Here is a 20851-nt window from a genome sequence, read left to right as displayed (position 1 = left end):
ACAACTATTAATTGCCATAAATTCCGTCGATGATTTAACGTTATCCAGCAAACTATATATTTGCCCGTCAAACCATACACATGGAACTGGAATTGAATGGTGTGCCTGTAGAGGATACGTACTGCGAGGCGTTTGATGGAATCTATTCCAGAATTTTGATAACCGCAAAGCAAAAGTGGTTGCTGAAGAAAGCCGCATACAACTCAACAGCACTGCCTTCAACGGTTTTTGGTGAATCTGAGGGAGGAGTTGAGAAATTCGTATCACCTGAGGAGACTCCTGATGGAAGGATTGGTGCGATAGCCCAGATATGGGTTGCCAAGAGCAAGAATTTCGAAAGCATCCTTACAAGGGAGATGAGCAAAAGAATAAGGCAGGGAATTCTTGTCGTTCCGACGACAAGGGTTTTCAACGCAACCGATAGCGATAGTCACTTTGATGCCGAGCTTAATGTTGGCAGATGTGGTGACGGATACGAATGGGAAGAGGAGATGTGGGGCAGGAAAGTTATCAGAGTTCCAATAATGTTCGGCGAGTTCATAATCGAGAGGTATATAGGCTATGCTGAGGGTGTTGCAGGTGGAAATGTGTGGTTCTTCTGCGACAGCGAAGAATCTGCTCTCGAGGCGGGAGAGGCTGCTGTTGAGGCTTTAAAGAATATGGATAATGTGATAACGTCATTCGACATCTGCTCTGCTGGCTCAAAGCCTGAAACAAAGTATCCGGAGATTGGCCCAACAACGAATCACTATTTCTGCCCCACGCTCAAAAACAAGATTTCCGACTCCATGGTTCCCGATGGGGTTAAGAGCATACCCGAAATCGTAATAAACGGTACAACCCTTGAGGATGTCAAAAAAGCCATGTACGTCTGCATGGAGGTCGTGAGCAGGATCGATGGAGTCCTCAAGATATCAGCCGGAAATTACGGAGGAAAGCTGGGCCAGCACAAGATTTATTTGAGAGACATCATTGAACAGTACGGATGATTGATGAAAAACTTCTGGAAAAATTTTATTCCAAAATTTTTTCTGTCCCGAAAAAGAGAGTGAGCATTGCAATAGGAGTTACGAGCATAATCCTTGCATCATATCTCAATGGAATATCGGGGAAATCGTTTTTTGTCATGAGGTATTTCTTCATAGGGCTGGCCCTGATAATTCTTCTGCTCATTTTCGGAAAACTCCTTGAGTCCGGGTTCAACAGCAGGAGAACGTTTTTTCTCGCATTATTTTTCCTGATTCTCATTGAAATTGCAGACATAATAGCAATACACCTCACGAATCCGGACTATATCATAATTTCTCCATCGGTTGTGGCATTCATCCTGACGGTTGCCCTTTACTTCACATCCAAAAAATTCAGCTATTCCGCACCACTGATCATCCTTCTTGTCCTGTATCCAGTAGATTACATCTTTTCGTTCAGCGCCCCACACAGAACCCTCGCATACACCATCTCAACAATAGCAGGAATCTTTTTCGGACACCTGTTCATAAAATACCTCGGCAGGGATGAGGAGCTGAGAATCCCCGAACTTCTCAGGAGCTTCGTCCTCTACTGGCTGAAAGGTTTGCCTGAGATCTTCGAAAATACGCTCAAGAAATTCTCCAGAATACACACAGGCAGAGTGCATTTAATCAAAATCGGAAAATGGAGCATAATAGCCCCGGAATTCCACCCGGGACCTTTTAGAGATATTGGCGGAGCCAAACTCGTCAACGAGGCACTGAAATACCATTCCATGTTTCTCCATGCAGTATCCACTCACTCAACGAATCCAGTAAGCAGGGAAGATGTCGATAGAATAGTCAAAATCGAGGGAGATTACGAGAATACCTCGTTTATGAAGCCTTACACTGTTTCCGGCAAAAATTTCATGCTGAAAGTTTATCCGGCCGAGGACTTCACCCTGCTGATAATCCATGGAAAGGAGAGAATAGACGACATCCCTCAGGAAATAAGGCTCATGGCCGAGAAATTCTTCAGAAATCCTGTTGTGATTGATGCCCACAACGCATACATGAGCAGATACCAGATAAGTCCCGAAGACCTGACGGAGATATACTTTCTGATGGAAAAGGCAGGTAAAAAGCCCAGGAAAAAATGCAATGAGCTAAAGGTCTATTACAGCTCAATGGATTATGAAAACGAAAGAATCTGCGGGAAGCTTGCCCTCCTCGTTATGTCATTTGATGGTGAGCTTCACGGAATCCTGATGATCGATTCAAACAATATGGAAAAAGTCCTCAGAGACTACCTCGCTGACGTTGGCAGAGAATATGGTGTAGAACTGGATATAGTAACCACAGACAATCATTCAAAGACTGGAATTTCGCCAAAAATAGGATACATGCCAGCAAACCTGGAAGATGCCGAAATAATCGAATCCTTTTTGAAAAAGGCCTTGGAGAACATGGATCTCGAAACGGCAGGAGTTCTGTACTCTTCAGAAGATGTCCAGGTAAGAACAATGGGTGAAGAGTTTTTCAAGAAGATGGATTTCGCATTCAGAAAGTACGGTGAGAGTGGACTTTACCTGTTCGGTGTGTTTTCCGCTTTGAATTACATAATATCCTTTATTCTCGCAGGTATAATACTGTGAGAACATGCCAGTGGTTTAGGTTAAATGGACAGCAAGCAGTATTATAACGTATCCACCAAAATATCCCTGTACTGACGAAACCAGGTAAAACTTTTATTTCCCACGAGTGATTCCAGAACCCATGGATGTTGTCGTTGCCCTCTTTGTTTCCATAATCATAATCCTCGCCCTCATAAAATTCGAGATTTCTCTTGCCGTTCTCGCCGGAGCGTTATTTCTTGCACTGTCCACCAACCCGGAAAGCATTGAAATGGCTCTTACAGACGTTTTCACCTGGAAGCTCGTTGCAATAGTCATTCTGGCTCATTCCATAGGGTATGCAATGGAGATCACAGGAATGCTCGATAAAATAACTGATTCTGTTTTCTCATTATCCGGGAAATACAGCGTCGCTATAATTCCCATGCTCATCGGTCTGCTCCCCATGCCAGGAGGGGCGCTTGTCTCTGCAGTCATGATAAAAGAACTCATCCAGAAACTGAAGATAGGGGCAGAAAAGGCAGTCTTCATAAACTACTGGTTCAGACACGTATGGGTTACCTTCTGGCCCCTCTACCCGAACATAGTGATCGCCATGGGAATACTCTCAGTGAATTACCTGCAAATTGCCAGCTCAACATTCCCGATCCTGATTTCAATGATTGCTGCAGGAGCAGTTTTTCTGCGCATTAAAAGCAACGCAGTGAAAAGTAAGGCAAACTTTGAAAATCTGAAATACATGTACCCTGTCCTCCTCATCGTGTTTTTTGCGGTTCTGACCGGAGATTTGCTCGCTGCCCTTCTGATTTCGTTCATCAGTATCATTCTGGCAAATAAAGCATTCTCAAAAGTGGGACACGTGCTTGGAAAGGCGTTTGACTGGAAAATAATTGTCCTGGTGATAGGAGTCATGATTTACAAGAGTGCAATTCAGGTTAGCGGAGCATCGCAGTCATTCTACAGCGAAGTCCTGAGTTTTTCAAACCCCTATGTGGCAAGCTTTGCCCTGACATTTTTAATCGGATTTGCGACAGGAATTGAGCTTAGCTACACGAGCGTTGCACTGCCTCTGCTGACATCATTTACCGGCGTGGGTGAAATTATCAGGAGCCATGTGCTTCTCGTATTTCTCGGAGGAATTACGGGCGTCATACTTTCCCCCATGCATCTCTGTCTCGTGCTTACAGCCCAGTATTTCAAAGCCGACCTCTACAGGGTTTACAGGTACCTCATACCAGCATCCCTGATATCAATGCTAATATCACTGTCATTCCTGACAGTACTTTGAAGTAATGCACCGCCCTAACCACATCATTCGCATCAGGCTCTCTCCCACAATTTATTGAATACGACCCGGGTTTCTCAAGTTTAATTCCAAGCAATCCAGCCATAGCCGGAATGGCATGCCCATTAAGCTTAGGATTGAATTTAAGCCCACACAGAAAAGACCTCCGGTTGAGAACCATAAAAAGCAGAAGAGAGAGCCTCGAAGGAATGTAGTTCAGAACATCATCAAATCTCGCAGATATTTTGCCGAAACGCTCGTATTTTCCTTTCCTGTATCCGAGCATAGCATCGCAGGTATTTACTGCCCGGTACACAAGCGCCCCATACACACCAAAAACAGAATAGTAGAGAAGAGGGGCGAGAACGCCATCAACAAAGTTTTCGGCCACGCTTTCGATAACTGCCGAGTTGAGCTGCCAGTCTTCGAGACTGTCAACGTCCCTGCTCACAATTCTCCCAACCATGCTGGCATTTGGTCTTCCGTCCTGAATGCATGCCATTGCATGCTCAATCATGCTTCTCACTGAAATTGCTGAATAAAGAAGGTATGCGGAAAACAGGGTTCTGAATGGTTCCTGAATGAATTGTGCAGTTCCTGCAAGCAGAATTGCTACAGATACTGTTAAAACAGGAGGAATCAAGCCCGATAGTACACTGGCCGGGAGAATATTATCAAGAAACCCAACAATCCTGCCGAACCATACTGTGGGGTGAATCTTTTCCGGTGGTTCCGCTCTCACCAGCTCGAAAGATATTGCAAGGAGCAGTTCGAACACACCGTAAGTCGTTCTGAGCAATATAAAATTTGATGCAATTTCTCGGCTCAATTGGAAACATTTATCAATTAGGGAAATGTTTCGACCATATGAATCGTCACATTTACATGCTCGCAGTCCTGCTCATTTCGATTGTCGCACTGGGGTGTGCCCAATCAGAGAACAGGCTGAGTTTCGAAAGGATAGCCGAAGGTATCTATGCACCCTTCCCCGAGAAAGCCTACTTCGTAATAAGAAACGATACAGAATATCTGGAATTCTGGAACAAGACCAACATGATTATAAAAAACCCCGATTTTGAGAAGTACAGCTATCTGGCCCTTTTCATGGGAGAGCGACCAACAGGAGGATACATGATCGCAGTTAAAGAAATCGTAAAAGAGGGCAACAAAGTCAAGGTCTATATTGAGCTTGCTGAACCATCCGAAACCTGCTTCGTAACCCAGGAAATAACAAGACCATTTCTGATTGTGAGGGTAGAAAAAATCGAGGGCGATGTGATTTTCGTTGAGGAAACAAAAACTATAAACTGCTGAGGAAGTCAGAGATTATTCTCACTTTTTCTTCCGTTATTTTCAGAATCCTGTCAATCTCGCTTCTAATCTCTGAATCGCTCATCTCCTTTCTTGCCAGTCCGTCTTTCACTGCTTTTCTGGCCACCCTAAATGCCACCTTTTCGTGTATTTCCAGTTCATCCATTCTCGGAATTATATAATCCTCGCACAGATTCGGCTTTGCATGCTCATAAAGGGCTTTTGCGGCTTCTATTGCCATGTCATCAGTTATTTCTCTGGCCCTCACTGTAAGAACTCCCCTGAAAACACCTGGAAAGACCAGACTGTTGTTAATCTGATTTGGATAATCACTTCTCCCTGTCCCAACAATTCTGGCACCTGCATCTATTGCATCCTCTGGCAAAATTTCGGGTATTGGATTTGCTTCGGCGAACACGATTGCATCTTCGTTCATAAGCTCGACCCATTCTTTTTTAATAACCCCGGGGCCAGGTTTGCTCGCTGCGATAACGACATCAGCATTTTTCATCGCTTCCTTTATACCTCCTCTGACCTTATTCAGATTTGTCTTTTCGGCAATCCACTTTTTGTAGTTCACTGCATTGAGGTCTTCTCGACCATCGTAAATTGTTCCTTTTGAGTCAACCGCAACAATATTTTCACCCGGAACTCCCGTCCTGAGCAGCAGCCGAATTGTCGCCGAATTTGCCGCTCCAGCACCAATAACAGCAATTTTCACCTCCTCAAGCTTTTTCTCCACAACATCCAGAGCGCCAAACAGCCCTGCAAGTGTCGCTGTTGCCGTCCCCTGCTGATCGTCATGCCATACAGGAATGTCAAGCCTGTTTTTCAGCTTTTCAAGAATGTAAAAACACTTGGGGCTTTCGATGTCCTCAAGATTTATCCCCCCAAAAGACGGAGAGATTTTTTCAACGATTTCAGTAAACCTGTCCGCATCATGTTCGTTAATTGGCAGTGGAATAGCATCGACTCCACCAAAAAGCTTGAAGATAAGTGCTTTACCTTCCATTACAGGTAAAGAGGCCAGACTGCCAATATCTCCGAGGCCCAGGGTTCTCGAGCCATCTGTAACAATTGCAACGCTGTTTGATTTCCAGGTTAATTCATAGGCCTCATCCGGATTGGCTTCAATCTCTTCGCAGGCCTTAGCAACTCCAGGAGTGTAAAGATAGTTGAAATCCTCAAGTCCCCTGAATGGTATCTTGATCATGGTTTCGATTTTACCGTGAAACTTCCTGTGAATTTTAATCGCTTTTTTATACATCTCGCCAGTGTCTCCCATGATATATAATTTGAAACTTCAAGCGTATATATTTGATTATTACCAGTGAGGTAACGATTCCAGAGACATCAATAATCCAAACACAAAGTGGTCGGGTTCTAAGGAAAGTATTTAACCATGGTAATACTCTTTCACACCATGGTACACAGGACCTCCGTAAGCCTTGATTCCAAGACTCTGGAAAAGATAAACGAACTTATCAGAAAGACAGGGAAGTCTGTGAGCGAGATAGTCAGAGAGGCCATAAACCTGTACCATGCCACTGAATTCTCTCCGGGATTTACTGAAAATGCGCTGAAAACATACATAGATTTCCTTTCCGAAGGTGAACACGTTATAGTCGACCTTGAACACTGGTGCGCAATCTGGGAAGAACTCAATGAGAAAGCGGATGACAGATTCTGGGAACTGATAGTGAAATCCGGGATAGAGCATGGGATCCAGTATTACAACAAGGGTCTGAGAGACGTCAAAAGCATTCTCGATTACATGGAACCCGGAAACTTTTTCAGATACAAGGAAGATTCGGATGGGAGCTACACGCTGATACTGTCCTGTCCTTCCGAGATGAAGTTTATCAGAGTATTCCTTGAAAACATCCTGAAAGCCCAGAATATTGATGCTGAAATAAGGGAAAGCATAGGAAAGCTCAGAATCGTTCTCAAATGATTAAAAATTTTAATAATCTTCAATTATTTATCAATTAGAATTGAATTTAAATTATTTTCTCCGAAAAATTAAAAAATTTCCAGCTTCTGTGAACTTCAGGTGATGCCCTTGAGCGATGCCGATAAAATCGTGAAAAAAATTGAAGAGGACTTCGAGGAGGGTGGCATTGCTGATGTCCTGATCCCTGATGAGGACAGGCACGAATACACCCAGAGACAGAGATATTCACTGATTCTCGGCGCAATACTCTTCATGGCCATCGTCCTCATGCCAGTACCATCAACATTCCTGAAAAGTGCCGTGAAAAATTCAGAGATCAGCGATAACATTCTTGTGGAGATAGAAAAAGCCGGTTACGCTTCACTGGAAAACGGAAAGATTGGAAAAATCTACGAACTCCACGGATTGCTTAACATGATTAAAGAAAAGGACGGAAAGCTGTACGATTCGATCGTCAAGAAGGGCAGAGACATGCAGGTTGTTCTTGCACTGGCACTGCTGATGGCAGTATGGTGGATGGGAGAGGCAATTCCACTGCCCGCAACTGCACTGCTCCCGCTTGTGGTTCTGCCGCTTTTCAATGTTAGCAAAATAACCAGCGTAGCCCCAAGCTATGCCAGCAAGGTGATCTTCCTGTTCATGGGCGGATTCTTCATAGCATCTGCAATGATGAAATGGGGTCTGCACAAAAGGCTTGCACTGCTGATAATCAATGCAATAGGCACGAGTCCAAGGCTCGTTATCCTCGGATTTATGGTCGCCACTGCTTTTCTGAGCATGTGGATTTCAAACACAGCAACGACCATGATGATGATGCCCATCGCACTCTCAATAATAATACATGTGGCCACAATTGGAGAAGACATGAAAAAGAGGGGGGAATTCAAAAACGTGAACTTCAGCCCGGGCAATTTCAGATTCGGCACAGCACTTATGCTCGGTGTTGCTTATGCTGCATCAATTGGCGGTGTGGCAACCATCATAGGCACACCACCAAACGCCATTTTCGTGGGAACTTTCTCGAAGATGTTTCCCGATGCACCCGAAATATCATTCACAGACTGGCTGATAATAGGCATTCCAATCTCGTGGATATTCCTGTTCATAACCTGGGCGATCTTGGTATTCCTGCTGCTTCCACCTGAGATATCAGAGATCCCCGGAGGGCGCAGGGTTGTCAGAGAGGAGCTGGCCAAACTCGGAAACTGGAGCAGGGGCGAAAAGATTGTGCTGACTGTTTTTGCCATAACTGCCCTGGCCTGGATCAACAGCAAACCGAAGGTCATTGGAGGTATGACCATACCGGGAATCAAAACATACCTGCCATTTGTCGATGATTACGTAATCGCGATGATGTCAGCCATAGCCCTGTTCCTCATTCCTGTCGATTTCAGAAGGGGCGAATTTGCACTCGACTGGGATCATGCGAAAGAGATACCCTGGGGTATCCTGCTTCTCTTCGGTGGTGGAATTGCTCTCAGCTCAGCATTCACAAAAAGCGGGTTAGCCAACTGGATCGCTGAACAGCTGCTGTTCCTGAAAGGAATCCATCCACTGATCATCATGCTGGCAATCACTACGCTGGTCATCTTTCTGACAGAGATGACGTCCAACACTGCAATAGCCACGCTCATGATGCCCGTGATGGCAGGATTCGCAATTGCAATGGGTGTCGATCCGAGATTCTTCATGATTCCTGCAGCGATAGCCGCAAGCTTTGCATTCATGCTGCCTGTTGCAACACCACCAAACGCCATCGTTTACGGAACAGGCTATGTGAAGGTGCCCCAGATGGCGAGAACAGGATTCCTGCTGAACCTCATTGGTATAATCTTTGTTTCACTGCTGAGCTACTTTATACTGCAGTTCGCCTTTGGCATAAATCCTGCAGCTATGCCAGCATGGGCCCCATAGCACGCATTCCCAGGTCTTTATTTTTTTATTCTGCACGTATAAAAAGTAAAACGTCAGAAGTGTGCCGGACTCAGCAGGGTGACAATTAAAAGCGTTGCAACTCCCGCAAGCACCATTCTGGCTCCGGATTTGATCAGATTTGACCTGGATACGCGCCCCATAGAAACGCCTACAATAAAAAGCAGCGTGAATCCAGTAAGGAGAGATACCAGAAACGCCATATTTTCTTCAAGAAAGAGGTAAGGAACGAGAGGGAGCACTCCAGCAGGAATCGGTGCAATGGCATGGACGAAGCTACTCACCTTCATTGCAAAATCATGTGCATCATCAATCAGGCATTGCTCACCATCCATCTTGAGCAAAGCTCTCCGCTTTTCCAGTGCCGATAGAGTCTGTTCCACCCTCTCTGCCTCATAAGCACCCCACCCGCTCGATATGCCAAGGGCGAGAGAGGTTGCAATTCCGGCTGAGAAGATGACGGTGGCATTCGCCTCACCACTCAAATGTGCTCCAAGAACCAGGCCCATGATCGTCAGAACACCGTCGAAAAAACCTATCACGAAATACCTTCTCGAAATCGATGAAAGGTCGGTAACATTGGAGTATATCCTGAACTTGGCCGCCCTATCTTTACCGAGCAATTTCTCTATGACTCTGCGCACAATCATAGAATCCCAGCAAGTAATTTAAATTTTAATTTGATTTTTGATTTATGAAACTTTTCGACACCATGAGAAAAGACTTGACCGAACTGAATCTTGAAAATGAGGTAAGAATTTATGTTTGTGGCATAACCGCCTACGACTACTCACACATCGGCCATGCGAGGAACGTCGTTATTTTCGATACACTCAGAAGATATCTGGAATTCAAAGGACATAGAGTTAAAATTGTACAGAATTTTACAGACATTGACGACAAAATCATCAACAGAGCGGTCAAGGAGGGAAAAAAAGCCTTGGAAATATCATGCAAATACATCAACGAATTCCTGAAAGACGTAGAAGAGCTTAATGTAAAGGGATGCATAAGACCAAAGGTGTCGGAATACATCCCTCAAATAATCAGTGCAGTGGAAAAGCTCATTGAAAAAGGTTACGCATACACTGTCAGGAAAGACAACGGCTACGACGTTTATTTCCACGTACCGGCATTTGAGAGTTACGGAAAGCTATCAGGTTTAAGTACTCAGGAGCTCGAAAGGCACAGAATCGAGCCAGATCCGCAAAAAAAAGATAAAAGAGACTTCGCTCTGTGGAAGTCTGCAAAAGAAGAAGATTTCAATGCAGAATCATATTTCGACTCACCATGGGGACCCGGAAGACCGGGATGGCACATAGAGTGCAGCATCATGTCCTCAGATATTCTCGGAGTTCCGTTTGACATACATGGCGGGGGCATGGATCTTGTATTCCCGCATCATGAGAATGAAAGAGCGCAGAGCTACGCTCTTTTCGACACCGAGCCCGTCAGATACTGGATCCACAACAACTTCATAACTGTCAACGGAGAAAAGATGAGCAAGAGTCTGGGGAACATAGTGAAAATACGCGATGTTGTGGAGAAATATGGAGGTTTGGCTCTCAGGTACCTCCTCATTTCAGCACATTACAGACATCCTCTCGATTATTCTGAAGAAAAGGTGATTGAAGCAAAGAAATCCTACGAATATCTGCAGAATTCCCTCAGAAATGCCGATATGGAGATCGCACATATAAAGACATTCCAGGGGGGCAGAGAAGGCGAAGAAATACCCTCTCTAAGGGATGGCTTCGTGGAAGCACTGGAAAACGACTTCAACACGCCGAGAGCTTTGGCAGTAATGCATGAACTCGCCTCCAACATAAACAGCAGACAGTTCTCTGCAAGCCTCAAGAGCCTAGAAAAAGCGTTCGATGAGCTTTACACAATGATGGACATAATGGGCCTCATCAAAGATTACGGCCGATCACCGGTACTGGGCGAGGACGACAGAGAGAAGATAACTGAACGGGAGGAGGCGAGAAAAAGGAAGGACTTCAAAACGGCAGACATGATAAGGGACGGGTTCAAAAAAAGAGGAATTATTCTCGTAGATACCAAGCACGGGACAAGATGGTATGTTGCTTAGCCAGCTTCTCACAACTTTTTTTCCTTCTGTGCGAGTGAACTCCACCTAAGTCTTCCTCACGACTATGCCACCAGCGATCCCAAGCGTGCCTGCAAGTGCAAGGGGCAGTACAAAATCACCTGTCAAGTCAGCAAGAAATCCGGCAACACCTGGCCCAAACATCTGGCCAATCCCGAAAAACAGAGTTACGAATCCTATTGCCGCAGAAGCTGAATTTTTACCTGCAATGTCTCCACAGTAAGCCTGGACGAGTGGGGGTATTGCGAGCATCGACAGACCCGCCATCAAAGTCGAAATGAGAAAAAACCCCAAACTGGAGGCAAGTGCAAAAACAAGAAACGCAGAACCCATCAGCAGATACACGGCAGAAATCGCCTGCTTTCTACCAATCTTGTCCGATATTCTCCCCCAGGTAATGGCACTTACAATTGACAGAACTCCGACGATGGCCCAGAGATGCCCTGCGACCTCATAGCCTATTCCGTTTTTGATGATATGGGACGTGTAGAACGTCACGAATATTATGTATGATGCCCCAAAGAAAACATAAGATATTCCAAGCACTATGAGCGGCTTGTGCCGGTAAACGTCACCACTTTTTACCTTCACTTCCGGCACAAAGTCAGAAGGTACTTCTTTCAAAGGTAACAGCATCAGCAGAACAAAAAGTGATATCACTGAGAGAAACACCCATCCCGCATTCCAGCCATAAGATAGGACAACGTAGGGTATGGTTGCCCCTGCAAAGATGATGCCCCAGCTTGATCCAGAATTGATTACGCCGAGAGCGAATCCCCTGCTCCGCTCGTCAAACCATTTCGCCATTAAACCCACCAATCCAACATTCACACCAGCTGACCCTGCCCCGGTTAGAAACCTGTAAACCCCTGCATCAACAAAACCCCGAGAAAGTGAGGTAAGATACAGAGACACGACAATAATTGCCATTGACCCAAGAACCACTTTCTTGGACCCATATTTTGTTGCCAGTATGCCCACAACTGGTGAAAAAAGAACATACCCGAAAAAGTTGAGTGATGCAATTGTGCCCATTTCAGTGTAACCAAGTTCAAGTCCGGCCCTCATGGGTTCAAGAATGACAGTATATGCAAATCTTGCAAGTCCAAGTCCAACAAAAATTCCGAGAAGCCCTGTAATGAGAACCAGAATTTCCTCTCTTTTCACAACCTAAACTTAATTAAAAATAATTTAAAAATTTTTTCAGCCCTGCTTTTTCTTTTTCTTTATGACAACGACATCGCCAAGTGTTGGAACGAGTTTTCTCTGACTCTCGACCTTCACTTCCTGAACCTTTTCTCTGAGTTTTAAGTCAAACAGCCTTTCCAGCTTCTCCACAACCTCCGGTTCAGGAGTTATTTCTGCGTTCTCTATCTTCCGTATAAGTGATTCCTTTTCCTGAATTCTCTTGGCAAGTTCTTCCTGACTCCAGCCCCTCTTCTGCCTTTCCTGCTTTATTATTTCGTTGTAGTTCTCAACGAGTTCCTCAGTAAACACTATTGGTCTTGAGGGTCTGCTTCTTTCCTTTCTGACAACCCTCACAGTACCGTGCTGTGATGACGATGATATGTCCTCAACTCCGTATTCTTTGCATGAAGCACAGACTCTTAATTCTGTCCCTTCAACGACAATCCTGAAAGTTCTGCCCCTAATCTCTTTCCCGCAGATCTCACACTCCATTGCCATCCCCTGCCAAATTTCCAATAAGTTAAAATACTTGAAGTTATATAACTTTAATCGGAGACCCCCGGAAAACGGGTCAAAAAAAGAATAGGGAAGAGAAATATGACAGGCGATATGGTAGAATCTCCAGCCGGAAACGAGGATGTCATGTTCAAGTTAAGATTACTCGAGAGAGAGTATGAAAGGCTTAAAGAACTTTACAAAAGACTTGAAGATGAGAAGAGATATGTAGAATCAGAAAGGATTAGATTCGAAAGAGAAGTTAGAAGGCTTAGGAGCGAAATTGAAAGATTAAGATCACCACCTCTCCTTGTTGGTACCGTTTCAGATGTGCTGGACGATGGACGGGTTGTCGTAAAAAGCTCTACGGGACCAAAATTCCTTGTAAATGTTTCACAGTATGTAGATCTTTCAGAACTGAAACCCGGAGCAAGGGTTGCAATGCATCAGCAAACCCTCGCAATAATTAGCATACTCCCCACCCCGAAAGACCCTATGGTCTATGGATTCGAAGTTGAAGAGAAACCCGAGGTTACATACAGCGATATCGGAGGGCTTGACAGGCAGATCGATGAAGTAAGAGAGGCTGTTGAGCTGCCCCTGCTGAAACCAGAAGTGTTCGCTGAAATCGGGATTGAACCACCGAAAGGTGTACTGCTTTACGGTCCACCTGGCACAGGAAAAACGCTCATCGCAAAGGCGGTGGCAACTGAAACAAATGCTACATTCATCAGAGTCGTCGGCAGTGAACTCGTTCAGAAATACATCGGAGAGGGTGCAAGACTTGTCAGAGAGGTATTCGACCTCGCAAGAGAAAAGGCCCCGACTATACTCTTCATTGACGAAATAGACGCAATAGCCGCAAGGAGGACCAACAGCGATACCAGTGGTGACAGGGAAGTACAGAGAACACTAATGCAGCTTCTGGCGGAAATGGATGGCTTTGATCCCAGAGGAGATGTGAAAATCATCGGTGCAACGAACAGGATTGACATACTGGATCCAGCAATACTCAGACCTGGTAGATTTGACAGAATAATCGAGATACCTCTCCCAAATCCAGAGGGCAGAGAACAGATCTTCAAGATACACTCGAGAAAGATGAGACTTGCAGATGACGTGGACTTCAGCAGACTTGCAGAGATGACAGAGGGTGCAAGCGGTGCAGATATAAAGGCCATCGTGACAGAGGCAGGCATGTTCGCAATAAAACAGGAAAGAGCGAGAGTAACAATGGCCGACTTTGAGAGAGCAGTCGAAAAGGTCTTGAAGAAGGACAATAAACCAGTAAGCTTTGAAGCAAAAGGTGTAATGTTTATCTAAGGCCGGGGGTCTCCCCCAGCCATTTTGGAAATATTTTAAAAACATTTATCATGAATTGTATCCGGTGAGTTGATGATACCACCCAAGGAACTGCTGAAGAAGACCCCTCCATTCAGCTATCTGGCAGATAACGAGCTGGATGAATTGATTGGCGCCATGGAGATCAACGCATTCGAGGAGGGAGAGACAATAATCCCAAAAAATACAGTTCCTGGTCAGATATTCTACATTTACACTGGCAGAGTCCTCATCAAAAACGACCATGAAGAAATCCTGTCTTCAGGAGAGCTGTTTCCAATCTCACTAATAATGTCAGAAAATGAATACCTTGACGCCGATGCTGTGGCCATAGAGGATACGGTGTGCTACATATTCGAAAAACAGCTGGTAAAAAAGATTGCCCTCAAAAACAGCAGATTTAAAAAGTTCTTTGAAGTCTTCAGAGAGAAAAAGTTCAGTGAGCTTGCATTTGATAAGGCAATAGAGGAAGTATTCCTCAAACCTGTTTCAGTCCTCATCTCTAGGCCTCCGGTAACCTGTTATCCAAGTTATTCCGTAAAAGACGCTGCAGAAATTATGCTGAAGAGCAGAGTGGGTAGTGTTGTGGTTACAGGGGGTGGAAAACCGTCAGGAATATTCACAGACACTGACCTGAAAAGAGCGGTTTCTCAAAAAGACATAGATGCACCTGTTTCAGAATACATGACACGAAGTCTCATAACTTCAGAGATTGAAGACCCGGTATTTGAAGCATACGTGAAAATGATGGAAAACGGGATCACACATCTCATAATCACCAGAAACGGAAATCTTGAAGGAGTAATTTCAATAAAAGACATTCTGTCAATATTCGAACCATTTGCAAAAATTGTGAGACTTTACGCCGAAATGAGGAGGGCCAAAGACTTTGCAGAAATGAAAGAAATATTTAACGAGGTGAAAAGAGAGATTAAGGTGCTTGCGTTAAGGGGTCTTTCATTCAAGGACCTTTCCAGAATGATAAGCTCGATTTACGACTGGACGTACGTCAAGGTTCTTGTCGAGCTTTCAAAAGAATTTTCACTCGAGGAAAGCTTTTCGTGGATAAACATGGGAAGCAGTGGAAGGAGAGAACAGATAATCGCCACAGACCAGGATAACGCAGTTATAACCGAAAACAGTTTGCCTGAAGATTTTCTGGAGGACGTAAACGATGCTCTTGATTACATCGGAATTCCAAAATGTAAGGCAGGATACATGGCAGTTAAATGGCACTACACCATTGATGAATGGAAAAAACTGTTTTCAGAATGGTTTTCCAACACAACACCGAAAAACCTGCGACTTCTGACAGTTTTCCTGGACATGAGGCACATGTTCGGTAACAAAAAACTGTACGACGAGCTTTTTGACCACATACTTGAAATCAAAAACAAACAGACAATGAGGTTCCTCGCCCTCGATGCGGTGGCTCTTGAACCACCCATAGGGTTTTTCGGAATAAAAGACCTTGAAAAGGGCATAGATCTGAAAAAGCATGCGATATATCCTATTGTGAACGCCGTGAGGGTCTTTGCAATAGATAACAGCATACAGGACCCGAATACGCTTGCCCGCATTTCTCACCTGATAGATGTTTTCGGAGAGAGCCGGGCAGAGGAGCTTAAAGAATCATTCGAATACATCCAGAATCTGAGGCTGAAACACCAGATTAAATCAGGAGATAACGTGATAAAATACGACGAGCTTGAGAAACTCGATGTGGCAATACTGAGGGAGAGTCTCAAAATAATAAAGAATTTCCAGAAATTCGTAAAAAGCTATTACGGAGTTGACAGGTTTTGAGGGAAGAAAAATTTGTGGTCGTTGATGTCGAAACCACAGGGCTGAACCTGAAAAAAGACAGAATAATAAGCATAGCGATGATCCCAATGGACGGCCTTAGAATACAGATGAACGACGTGTTTACAGCATATATACGGCCAGAAAACGTAGATGACCTGAGCATATCTTCCGCCAAGTACCACGGGATTATCCCGAAGGACATAGAGGATGCTCCGAGTTTCTGCGCATTATCCCATAAAATTGAAGGGATGCTGCAGGAAAGAATAGTTGTCGGTCATGGAATCACAATTGATATAGAATTCCTGGAAAAAGAATTCAAAAACTGCAGTAAATACGTAAAAATAGAAAGATTTCTGGATATCGCCATGATGGAGAGAGTTATAGGCGAAATTTTTGGAGAAAGGCCGAAAAACGAAGACCTCACACTTGAAGCTCTCGCAAGAAAATACAACGTCGAAATGAATTACAGGCACAGCGCTCTTGCGGATGCACTAATCGAAGCACATATATTCCAGATTCAAGTTATGCGGCTTATAAAATATGGAATAAACACATTTGAAGCCCTGAATTCATTTATACAGAGAGTCGGGCTGGACATGGGAAGTTTCACATTTTGAAGGCAAATGGTGCGAATCATTAAGAATTAAACAGCTCATTTTCCATTCATTTAATAATTTTTTGCTAAGTAATGATAAATTGCGAAAAATTTATATTCATAATTATTTTCAATTAACGTAAGGTGACGGTATTCTGCAACCGTTCAGCACGCTCAGAGGATGTGTCCATGAGTACGGTTCGGGAGGTGGAAGAGTGAAAAAAGCATATCTGCCGGTTTTGCTCCTTGCTTTACTTTTTCTTGGCTGCTCACAGCCTGAAACAACAACACAGCAGACAGAGAAGATCAAGATAGGTGTCCTGGTTCCTGAAACCGGATTGTATTCTTCCGCAGGTGTTGCCATGAAAAATGCTGCGGAGCTTGCAGCAAGGCATGCCGGAAATGTTGAGCTGATCTTTTCAGATTGTGGCGATAGTCCAGAAAAGACAAAAACCGCTTTCGAGTATCTTGTTTCGCAGAATGTTGATGCTATTGTCGGAGCTTATTCCAGCCCTCAGGCCATGGTCGCTGCTGATGCTGCCGGGGAGAACAGGATTGTTTACATTGTGAGTGTCGCCTCAACGGGAATTATAGAAAAAAAGGTTGCCGAGGGTAACAGCAATGTTTTCAGAGTTGCATACAACACAACTTACTGGGGTGTGCTTGCATCGGAGTTTCTGAAGCTGACAAAGCCGGAAAAATACTATTTTGTCGGATATGATCCCCTCAGAACATTCAACCAAGGAATGCTAGACGTCATAAGGGAAAAGAGCGGTGAACCTGAGATGGTTGTGTATTACAGATCGCCGGGCGTTGCTCCGGATGATTACAAAGCCGCTGCAAAACAGCTTGCCAGAATTGTCGGAGAGAGGGATGTGGTGATTCTGGGAGATCCGGGAGGGACGGCAATTAGATTTTTGAAGGAGTACAGGGCAAGTGGTGGAAAGGGGATCGTGTACTCCGTTGGCGGTGCCCTAGCCTTACCGGCAACACTCAAAAAGCTAAATGCAGAATATGTGGCATTTCAGGCCGCTGCTCTGGATGAGACTGAAAAAACAGATTTAACTGAAAAATACTTCAAGGAATACAGGGAAAGATATGGCGAGGATGCGAATAATTACGCCGGACTGCTAACTTATGATTCGGTTATGATTCTCTCACAGGCATTCAAACAGGGAGGGAAAGAGAAACTGATAGAAACTCTTGAGTCTGGTAGTTTTAAAGGTGCTGCTGGTATCTACAGATTTGATCAGAAGCATCAGGCGCTCTGGGGTGACAAGGGTCTCAAGGGAGTCATCGGAGAGTTCGTAGAGGGTAGCACAGAGGTGCTTTATCCGCCAGAGTACTCAACCTCCAGCCCAGTGTGGACGGAATGATAACCATACTCACTGCTGCAATTTTTCTATCCTTTTTTGCTTCAGCAATTCTAGTCAATTACTGTCTCGGGAGGATCCTCAACCTGTCGCTTTCCTCAATTTTCACACTTGGAGCCTATATTTTGCTGTACACCGGACAGCAGTCCCTGGCATTACCTGCGGCATTTTTAGCCGGATTCACACTGGGCGCAGTTCTTGCCACCATTACTCAAAAGTTAAGCGTGGGAGAGGGGACTATCGTATCACTCGGTATCGCCATAGCTGTGGAAGAGGCTCTAAGGATGACCTTCAGAACATCGTATTATCAGACGGTCGAAACCCAGTATGTCACCCTGCTCAGCAGCACCATAGACATATATGAAATTTATGCCTCTCTTCTCTCCGCAGTACTGCTGATACTGCTCGCAGTGGCCTTCACATCATCATACGGCATCAAACTGCGCTTTATTGAGGATGACTATGAGCTGGCAGAAATCTACGGTGCAAACACTAAGAAAATAAGACTGCTTTCCATTTCAATCACGTCCGGATTCATCTGCGTTTCAGGGGCAATTCTTGCTCCGACCTACGCCATTTTTCCATCCATGGGATGGAATGTTCTGGCAGTATCGGTCATAACAGCATCCCTTGCAACATGGACTGGAAATGCAGGACTGAGAAAGTACATCATCACTCTACCAATCGCCCTGCTGTACACTTCATTAATTTACGTCCTGAGGTGGTATGCTTGAAACTGCCGGACAGTCTCGACGTCCCTGTTGTCCTGCTGCTTCTTATGACACCCATGGTACTTCGAAATGAATTTATTGTGTCTGCCGCCGTGGTGGCTGCGATATATTCAGTACTCACTCTTTCGTGGTTTTTTTTGGAAAGGCAGGCAGGATGGGTCAGTCTATCACATTCAATCCCGTTCGGTCTCGCAGCTTACGCTGTTGCAATAGATCCCGTTTTTCTCCTTCCAGCATTTACTTTGTCACTGATCCTTTTCCTCCTGACTTCGAAACTCGGTAGGGAACGTTTCACCTTCGCCACGTTTATTCTAACTGTGGTTTTCTGGTACATTTCCCATTACTTTGTCGTGAAGGTCGATGGCCATTACATCGGGGGTGAGGAGGGCTTCAGCTTTGAATCAATCGGAACAGTGAACGCATACATGCTTTCGGCTACGTTAGTTGCCGTTACCCTCATAGCATTGTACCTCATTTCGAAATCACCACTTGGATTGAAGATTGCAGCCGTGAGGGACGACGAATTGGCAGCAAGAAGCATTGGAATCGGTGCAGAGATGGTCAAAACTATCAGCTTCACAATTTCAGCAATATTCGCAACACTGGCAGGGATATGCTACATTCTGTATTTCGGCCATGTTTCTCCGGAGGTTTTCTCAATAGAAGTATCTCTGATACCCTTCATAGCAAGTTTGCTTGCTGGAAGAAGGTGGATGTCTCCTGTGGTGGGAAGTTACGCGATTGTCATGGTTTCACGGGCTTTTGCAGGTTTACCGGAAGCGCACCTCATTCTTTATGCCCTCGTCCTTATCATATCACCCTGGCTGAACAGGTGGTGGGATGTTAGAAGTGGTTGATGTTTCAAAGGTTTACAACGGAAATGTCGTGCTGAAGAGCGTTAATCTTACCGTTAAAGATTTTGTTGGGATCCATGGCCCGAACGGTAGCGGAAAATCTACTCTCCTGAGCATAATTGCAGGCCTCGAAAAACCCAGTTGTGGGAGAATAATCTTCCAGGGGCAGGACGTTACCGGCATGAGCGCTGAGAAACTTGTCAAAATGGGTGTTGCAATTGTTTTTCAGATTCCACGCCCCTTCAAACGCCTTACAGTAGCTGAAAATATTGTTGCGGCATCCTTGCTCAGAAAAAACCACGATGAAGCGGAAAAATCAGCATACAGAATATGCAAGTTTGTCGGACTCGATGAGGTCGCCGATAGCTTCGCCTCGCAGCTATCGCAGGGCGAACTGAAACTTCTTGAAATAGGCAGGGCACTTGCAACAGAGCCAAAGCTCTTGCTTCTCGATGAACCCTTCTCCGGTCTTGATATTGAAAATGCCAGACGTGTTGTTAGACTTGTTGAGAGAATTAAAAGCAGGGGTGTGGATGGAATTATCACCGCCCATAGAACCAAGCTTCTCAGAAATGTGGCAGATATATGTTACGAGATGAGGGGTGGCAAAATTGCTGAGGGCTGAAAATGTCACAGTTTCGGTGAACGGCAGGAAAATTCTGGAAAACGTGTCATGCTCAATCCACAGGGGTGAAATTGTGCTTATAGCCGGCCCGAACGGTAGTGGTAAATCCACACTTCTCAAAACTTTCATGGGGCTGGTCGATCATGAGGGTAGAGTAATCCTCGATGGCAGGGAGATAACAGGAACGGAGCCACCAGAAAGGTTCAGACTCGGCATAACACTCGCCCCTGAAAAACTGAGGGTGGCGAAAAATTTGACGGTTGGAGAAAATATAAAGATAGCTGGAGATCCAGAGCATGCATTCTCCCTTTTTCCCGAACTCAAACCACTTGAGGATAAAAAAACAGGAAATCTCAGTGGTGGAGAAAGGCAGATGGTTGTTCTTGCGAGGGCGTTTGTTTCCAGGCCCAGATACCTCCTGCTCGACGAACCGTTTCAAGGCCTGCATAAAGATGTCAGAGAAAGGGTAATTGAGTACATCGAAGAGTATTCGAAATCTACAGGTATTGCAGTTGTCACCCACGACGAGATAGAGGAAATATTCCCCATGTCAGAAAAAATCTGCATTCTCACAGGTGGGAAGGTTCTGTATTCAGGTGAAAGCAGAAACGCTGAAAAAATAGTCAGCGAGATGTTCATTTAATTTTCAAAATTCAAAAATTAAAAT

Annotated in this window: 20 protein-coding genes; 15 read left to right on the top strand and 5 right to left on the bottom strand. The window is 44.8% G+C overall.

What is annotated here, in order from left to right:
* Positions 1 to 80 precede the first annotated feature (80 nt).
* The 3 genes from LPQ35_RS08415 (at position 81) to LPQ35_RS08405 (ending at position 3872) form a co-directional block, all read left to right on the top strand.
* Entirely contained in the window at positions 81 to 989 is a 909-nt protein-coding gene (locus LPQ35_RS08415) for a formylmethanofuran--tetrahydromethanopterin N-formyltransferase (protein ID WP_193808331.1), read from the top strand.
* Positions 986 to 2605 carry a DUF2070 family protein gene (locus LPQ35_RS08410; RefSeq protein WP_193808330.1) on the top strand — a complete coding sequence of 540 codons (1620 nt, stop codon included), beginning with the start codon at positions 986 to 988 and terminating at the stop codon, positions 2603 to 2605. The genes LPQ35_RS08415 and LPQ35_RS08410 overlap by 4 nt, the downstream gene beginning before the upstream one ends.
* 121 nt (positions 2606 to 2726) lie before the next feature.
* A complete protein-coding gene (locus LPQ35_RS08405) occupies positions 2727 to 3872 on the top strand; it encodes a DUF401 family protein (RefSeq protein WP_193808329.1) in 1146 nt (381 codons plus the stop codon).
* Here LPQ35_RS08405 and cbiB read toward each other — a convergent pair.
* The gene (cbiB, locus tag LPQ35_RS08400; RefSeq protein ID WP_346297619.1) at positions 3814 to 4647 is read right to left on the bottom strand and encodes an adenosylcobinamide-phosphate synthase CbiB; all 834 of its coding nucleotides are present in this window, start codon (positions 4645 to 4647) and stop codon (positions 3814 to 3816) included. The genes LPQ35_RS08405 and cbiB overlap by 59 nt on opposite strands.
* 89 nt (positions 4648 to 4736) lie before the next feature.
* Between cbiB and LPQ35_RS08395 the strand changes: the two genes are divergently transcribed.
* The gene (locus LPQ35_RS08395) at positions 4737 to 5183 is read left to right on the top strand and encodes a protease complex subunit PrcB family protein (RefSeq protein ID WP_193808328.1); all 447 of its coding nucleotides are present in this window, start codon (positions 4737 to 4739) and stop codon (positions 5181 to 5183) included.
* Here the strand turns inward: LPQ35_RS08395 and LPQ35_RS08390 are convergent.
* A complete protein-coding gene (locus LPQ35_RS08390) occupies positions 5170 to 6465 on the bottom strand; it encodes an NADP-dependent malic enzyme (RefSeq protein ID WP_346297618.1) in 1296 nt (431 codons plus the stop codon). The two genes, LPQ35_RS08395 and LPQ35_RS08390, sit on opposite strands and share 14 nt — an antisense overlap.
* 138 nt (positions 6466 to 6603) lie before the next feature.
* Between LPQ35_RS08390 and LPQ35_RS08385 the strand changes: the two genes are divergently transcribed.
* Positions 6604 to 7134: a ribbon-helix-helix protein, CopG family gene (locus LPQ35_RS08385; protein ID WP_193808327.1), complete on the top strand. Its 531-nt coding sequence runs from the start codon at positions 6604 to 6606 to the stop codon at positions 7132 to 7134.
* Positions 7135 to 7236: 102 nt separating this feature from the next.
* Positions 7237 to 9048 (top strand): DASS family sodium-coupled anion symporter, encoded by a 1812-nt coding sequence (locus LPQ35_RS08380; RefSeq protein ID WP_193808433.1) that lies wholly within the window; start codon positions 7237 to 7239, stop codon positions 9046 to 9048.
* Between the two features lie 53 nt (positions 9049 to 9101).
* On the opposite strand, the gene LPQ35_RS08375 is transcribed toward LPQ35_RS08380, so the two are convergent.
* Positions 9102 to 9716, bottom strand: coding sequence for a VIT1/CCC1 transporter family protein (locus tag LPQ35_RS08375; RefSeq protein WP_193808326.1), 615 nt, complete (start codon positions 9714 to 9716; stop codon positions 9102 to 9104).
* 44 nt (positions 9717 to 9760) lie between these two features.
* Between LPQ35_RS08375 and cysS the strand changes: the two genes are divergently transcribed.
* Positions 9761 to 11158 (top strand): cysteine--tRNA ligase, encoded by a 1398-nt coding sequence (cysS, locus tag LPQ35_RS08370; RefSeq protein ID WP_193808325.1) that lies wholly within the window; start codon positions 9761 to 9763, stop codon positions 11156 to 11158.
* Positions 11159 to 11203: 45 nt separating this feature from the next.
* Here the strand turns inward: cysS and LPQ35_RS08365 are convergent, their stop codons facing one another.
* Together LPQ35_RS08365 and LPQ35_RS08360 are read right to left on the bottom strand one after the other, a co-directional pair.
* On the bottom strand, positions 11204 to 12343 hold the full coding sequence (locus LPQ35_RS08365; RefSeq protein ID WP_193808324.1) for an MFS transporter: 1140 nt from the start codon (positions 12341 to 12343) through the stop codon (positions 11204 to 11206).
* A gap of 36 nt (positions 12344 to 12379) precedes the next feature.
* Positions 12380 to 12856, bottom strand: a complete 477-nt coding sequence (locus LPQ35_RS08360) for a multiprotein bridging factor aMBF1 (protein ID WP_193808323.1) — start codon at positions 12854 to 12856, stop codon at positions 12380 to 12382.
* A 117-nt stretch (positions 12857 to 12973) separates the two neighbouring features.
* Between LPQ35_RS08360 and LPQ35_RS08355 the strand changes: the two genes are divergently transcribed.
* The 8 genes from LPQ35_RS08355 (at position 12974) to LPQ35_RS08320 (ending at position 20827) form a co-directional block, all read left to right on the top strand.
* Positions 12974 to 14182 (top strand): proteasome-activating nucleotidase, encoded by a 1209-nt coding sequence (locus LPQ35_RS08355; RefSeq protein WP_203219032.1) that lies wholly within the window; start codon positions 12974 to 12976, stop codon positions 14180 to 14182.
* Between the two features lie 72 nt (positions 14183 to 14254).
* Complete coding sequence (locus tag LPQ35_RS08350; RefSeq protein WP_193808321.1) at positions 14255 to 16006, top strand: putative nucleotidyltransferase substrate binding domain-containing protein; 1752 nt, start codon at positions 14255 to 14257, stop codon at positions 16004 to 16006.
* Positions 16003 to 16623 (top strand): exonuclease domain-containing protein, encoded by a 621-nt coding sequence (locus tag LPQ35_RS08345; protein ID WP_193808320.1) that lies wholly within the window; start codon positions 16003 to 16005, stop codon positions 16621 to 16623. The genes LPQ35_RS08350 and LPQ35_RS08345 overlap by 4 nt, the downstream gene beginning before the upstream one ends.
* Positions 16624 to 16816: 193 nt before the next feature.
* Positions 16817 to 17977, top strand: coding sequence for an ABC transporter substrate-binding protein (locus LPQ35_RS08340; protein ID WP_193808319.1), 1161 nt, complete (start codon positions 16817 to 16819; stop codon positions 17975 to 17977).
* Positions 17974 to 18708 (top strand): ABC transporter permease subunit, encoded by a 735-nt coding sequence (locus tag LPQ35_RS08335; RefSeq protein WP_193808318.1) that lies wholly within the window; start codon positions 17974 to 17976, stop codon positions 18706 to 18708. The genes LPQ35_RS08340 and LPQ35_RS08335 overlap by 4 nt, the downstream gene beginning before the upstream one ends.
* A complete protein-coding gene (locus LPQ35_RS08330) occupies positions 18705 to 19562 on the top strand; it encodes a branched-chain amino acid ABC transporter permease (RefSeq protein ID WP_193808317.1) in 858 nt (285 codons plus the stop codon). The genes LPQ35_RS08335 and LPQ35_RS08330 overlap by 4 nt, the downstream gene beginning before the upstream one ends.
* Positions 19546 to 20184, top strand: coding sequence for an ATP-binding cassette domain-containing protein (locus tag LPQ35_RS08325; RefSeq protein ID WP_193808316.1), 639 nt, complete (start codon positions 19546 to 19548; stop codon positions 20182 to 20184). Before LPQ35_RS08330 ends, LPQ35_RS08325 begins: the two co-directional genes overlap by 17 nt.
* Complete coding sequence (locus LPQ35_RS08320) at positions 20162 to 20827, top strand: ATP-binding cassette domain-containing protein (RefSeq protein WP_193808315.1); 666 nt, start codon at positions 20162 to 20164, stop codon at positions 20825 to 20827. Before LPQ35_RS08325 ends, LPQ35_RS08320 begins: the two co-directional genes overlap by 23 nt.
* Positions 20828 to 20851: the final 24 nt, after the last annotated feature.

Origin of the sequence: Geoglobus acetivorans (assembly GCF_039641995.1) — an archaeon.
In the GTDB taxonomy this organism is placed as follows: domain Archaea; phylum Halobacteriota; class Archaeoglobi; order Archaeoglobales; family Archaeoglobaceae; genus Geoglobus; species Geoglobus acetivorans.
This window is presented reverse-complemented; position numbering and strand designations above follow the sequence as displayed.

Bases quoted from the DNA above. Each gene is read 5' to 3' on its own strand.
- LPQ35_RS08415 (WP_193808331.1), top strand. From the start codon at position 81: ATGGAACTGGAATTGAATGGTGTGCCTGTAGAGGATACGTACTGCGAG.
- LPQ35_RS08410 (WP_193808330.1), top strand. From the start codon at position 986: ATGATTGATGAAAAACTTCTGGAAAAATTTTATTCCAAAATTTTTTCT.
- LPQ35_RS08405 (WP_193808329.1), top strand. From the start codon at position 2,727: ATGGATGTTGTCGTTGCCCTCTTTGTTTCCATAATCATAATCCTCGCC.
- LPQ35_RS08395 (WP_193808328.1), top strand. From the start codon at position 4,737: ATGAATCGTCACATTTACATGCTCGCAGTCCTGCTCATTTCGATTGTC.
- LPQ35_RS08390 (WP_346297618.1), bottom strand. From the start codon at position 6,465: ATGGGAGACACTGGCGAGATGTATAAAAAAGCGATTAAAATTCACAGG.
- LPQ35_RS08385 (WP_193808327.1), top strand. From the start codon at position 6,604: ATGGTACACAGGACCTCCGTAAGCCTTGATTCCAAGACTCTGGAAAAG.
- LPQ35_RS08380 (WP_193808433.1), top strand. From the start codon at position 7,237: ATGCCCTTGAGCGATGCCGATAAAATCGTGAAAAAAATTGAAGAGGAC.
- LPQ35_RS08375 (WP_193808326.1), bottom strand. From the start codon at position 9,716: ATGATTGTGCGCAGAGTCATAGAGAAATTGCTCGGTAAAGATAGGGCG.
- cysS (WP_193808325.1), top strand. From the start codon at position 9,761: ATGAAACTTTTCGACACCATGAGAAAAGACTTGACCGAACTGAATCTT.
- LPQ35_RS08360 (WP_193808323.1), bottom strand. From the start codon at position 12,856: ATGGAGTGTGAGATCTGCGGGAAAGAGATTAGGGGCAGAACTTTCAGG.
- LPQ35_RS08355 (WP_203219032.1), top strand. From the start codon at position 12,974: ATGGTAGAATCTCCAGCCGGAAACGAGGATGTCATGTTCAAGTTAAGA.
- LPQ35_RS08350 (WP_193808321.1), top strand. From the start codon at position 14,255: ATGATACCACCCAAGGAACTGCTGAAGAAGACCCCTCCATTCAGCTAT.
- LPQ35_RS08335 (WP_193808318.1), top strand. From the start codon at position 17,974: ATGATAACCATACTCACTGCTGCAATTTTTCTATCCTTTTTTGCTTCA.
- LPQ35_RS08325 (WP_193808316.1), top strand. From the start codon at position 19,546: ATGTTAGAAGTGGTTGATGTTTCAAAGGTTTACAACGGAAATGTCGTG.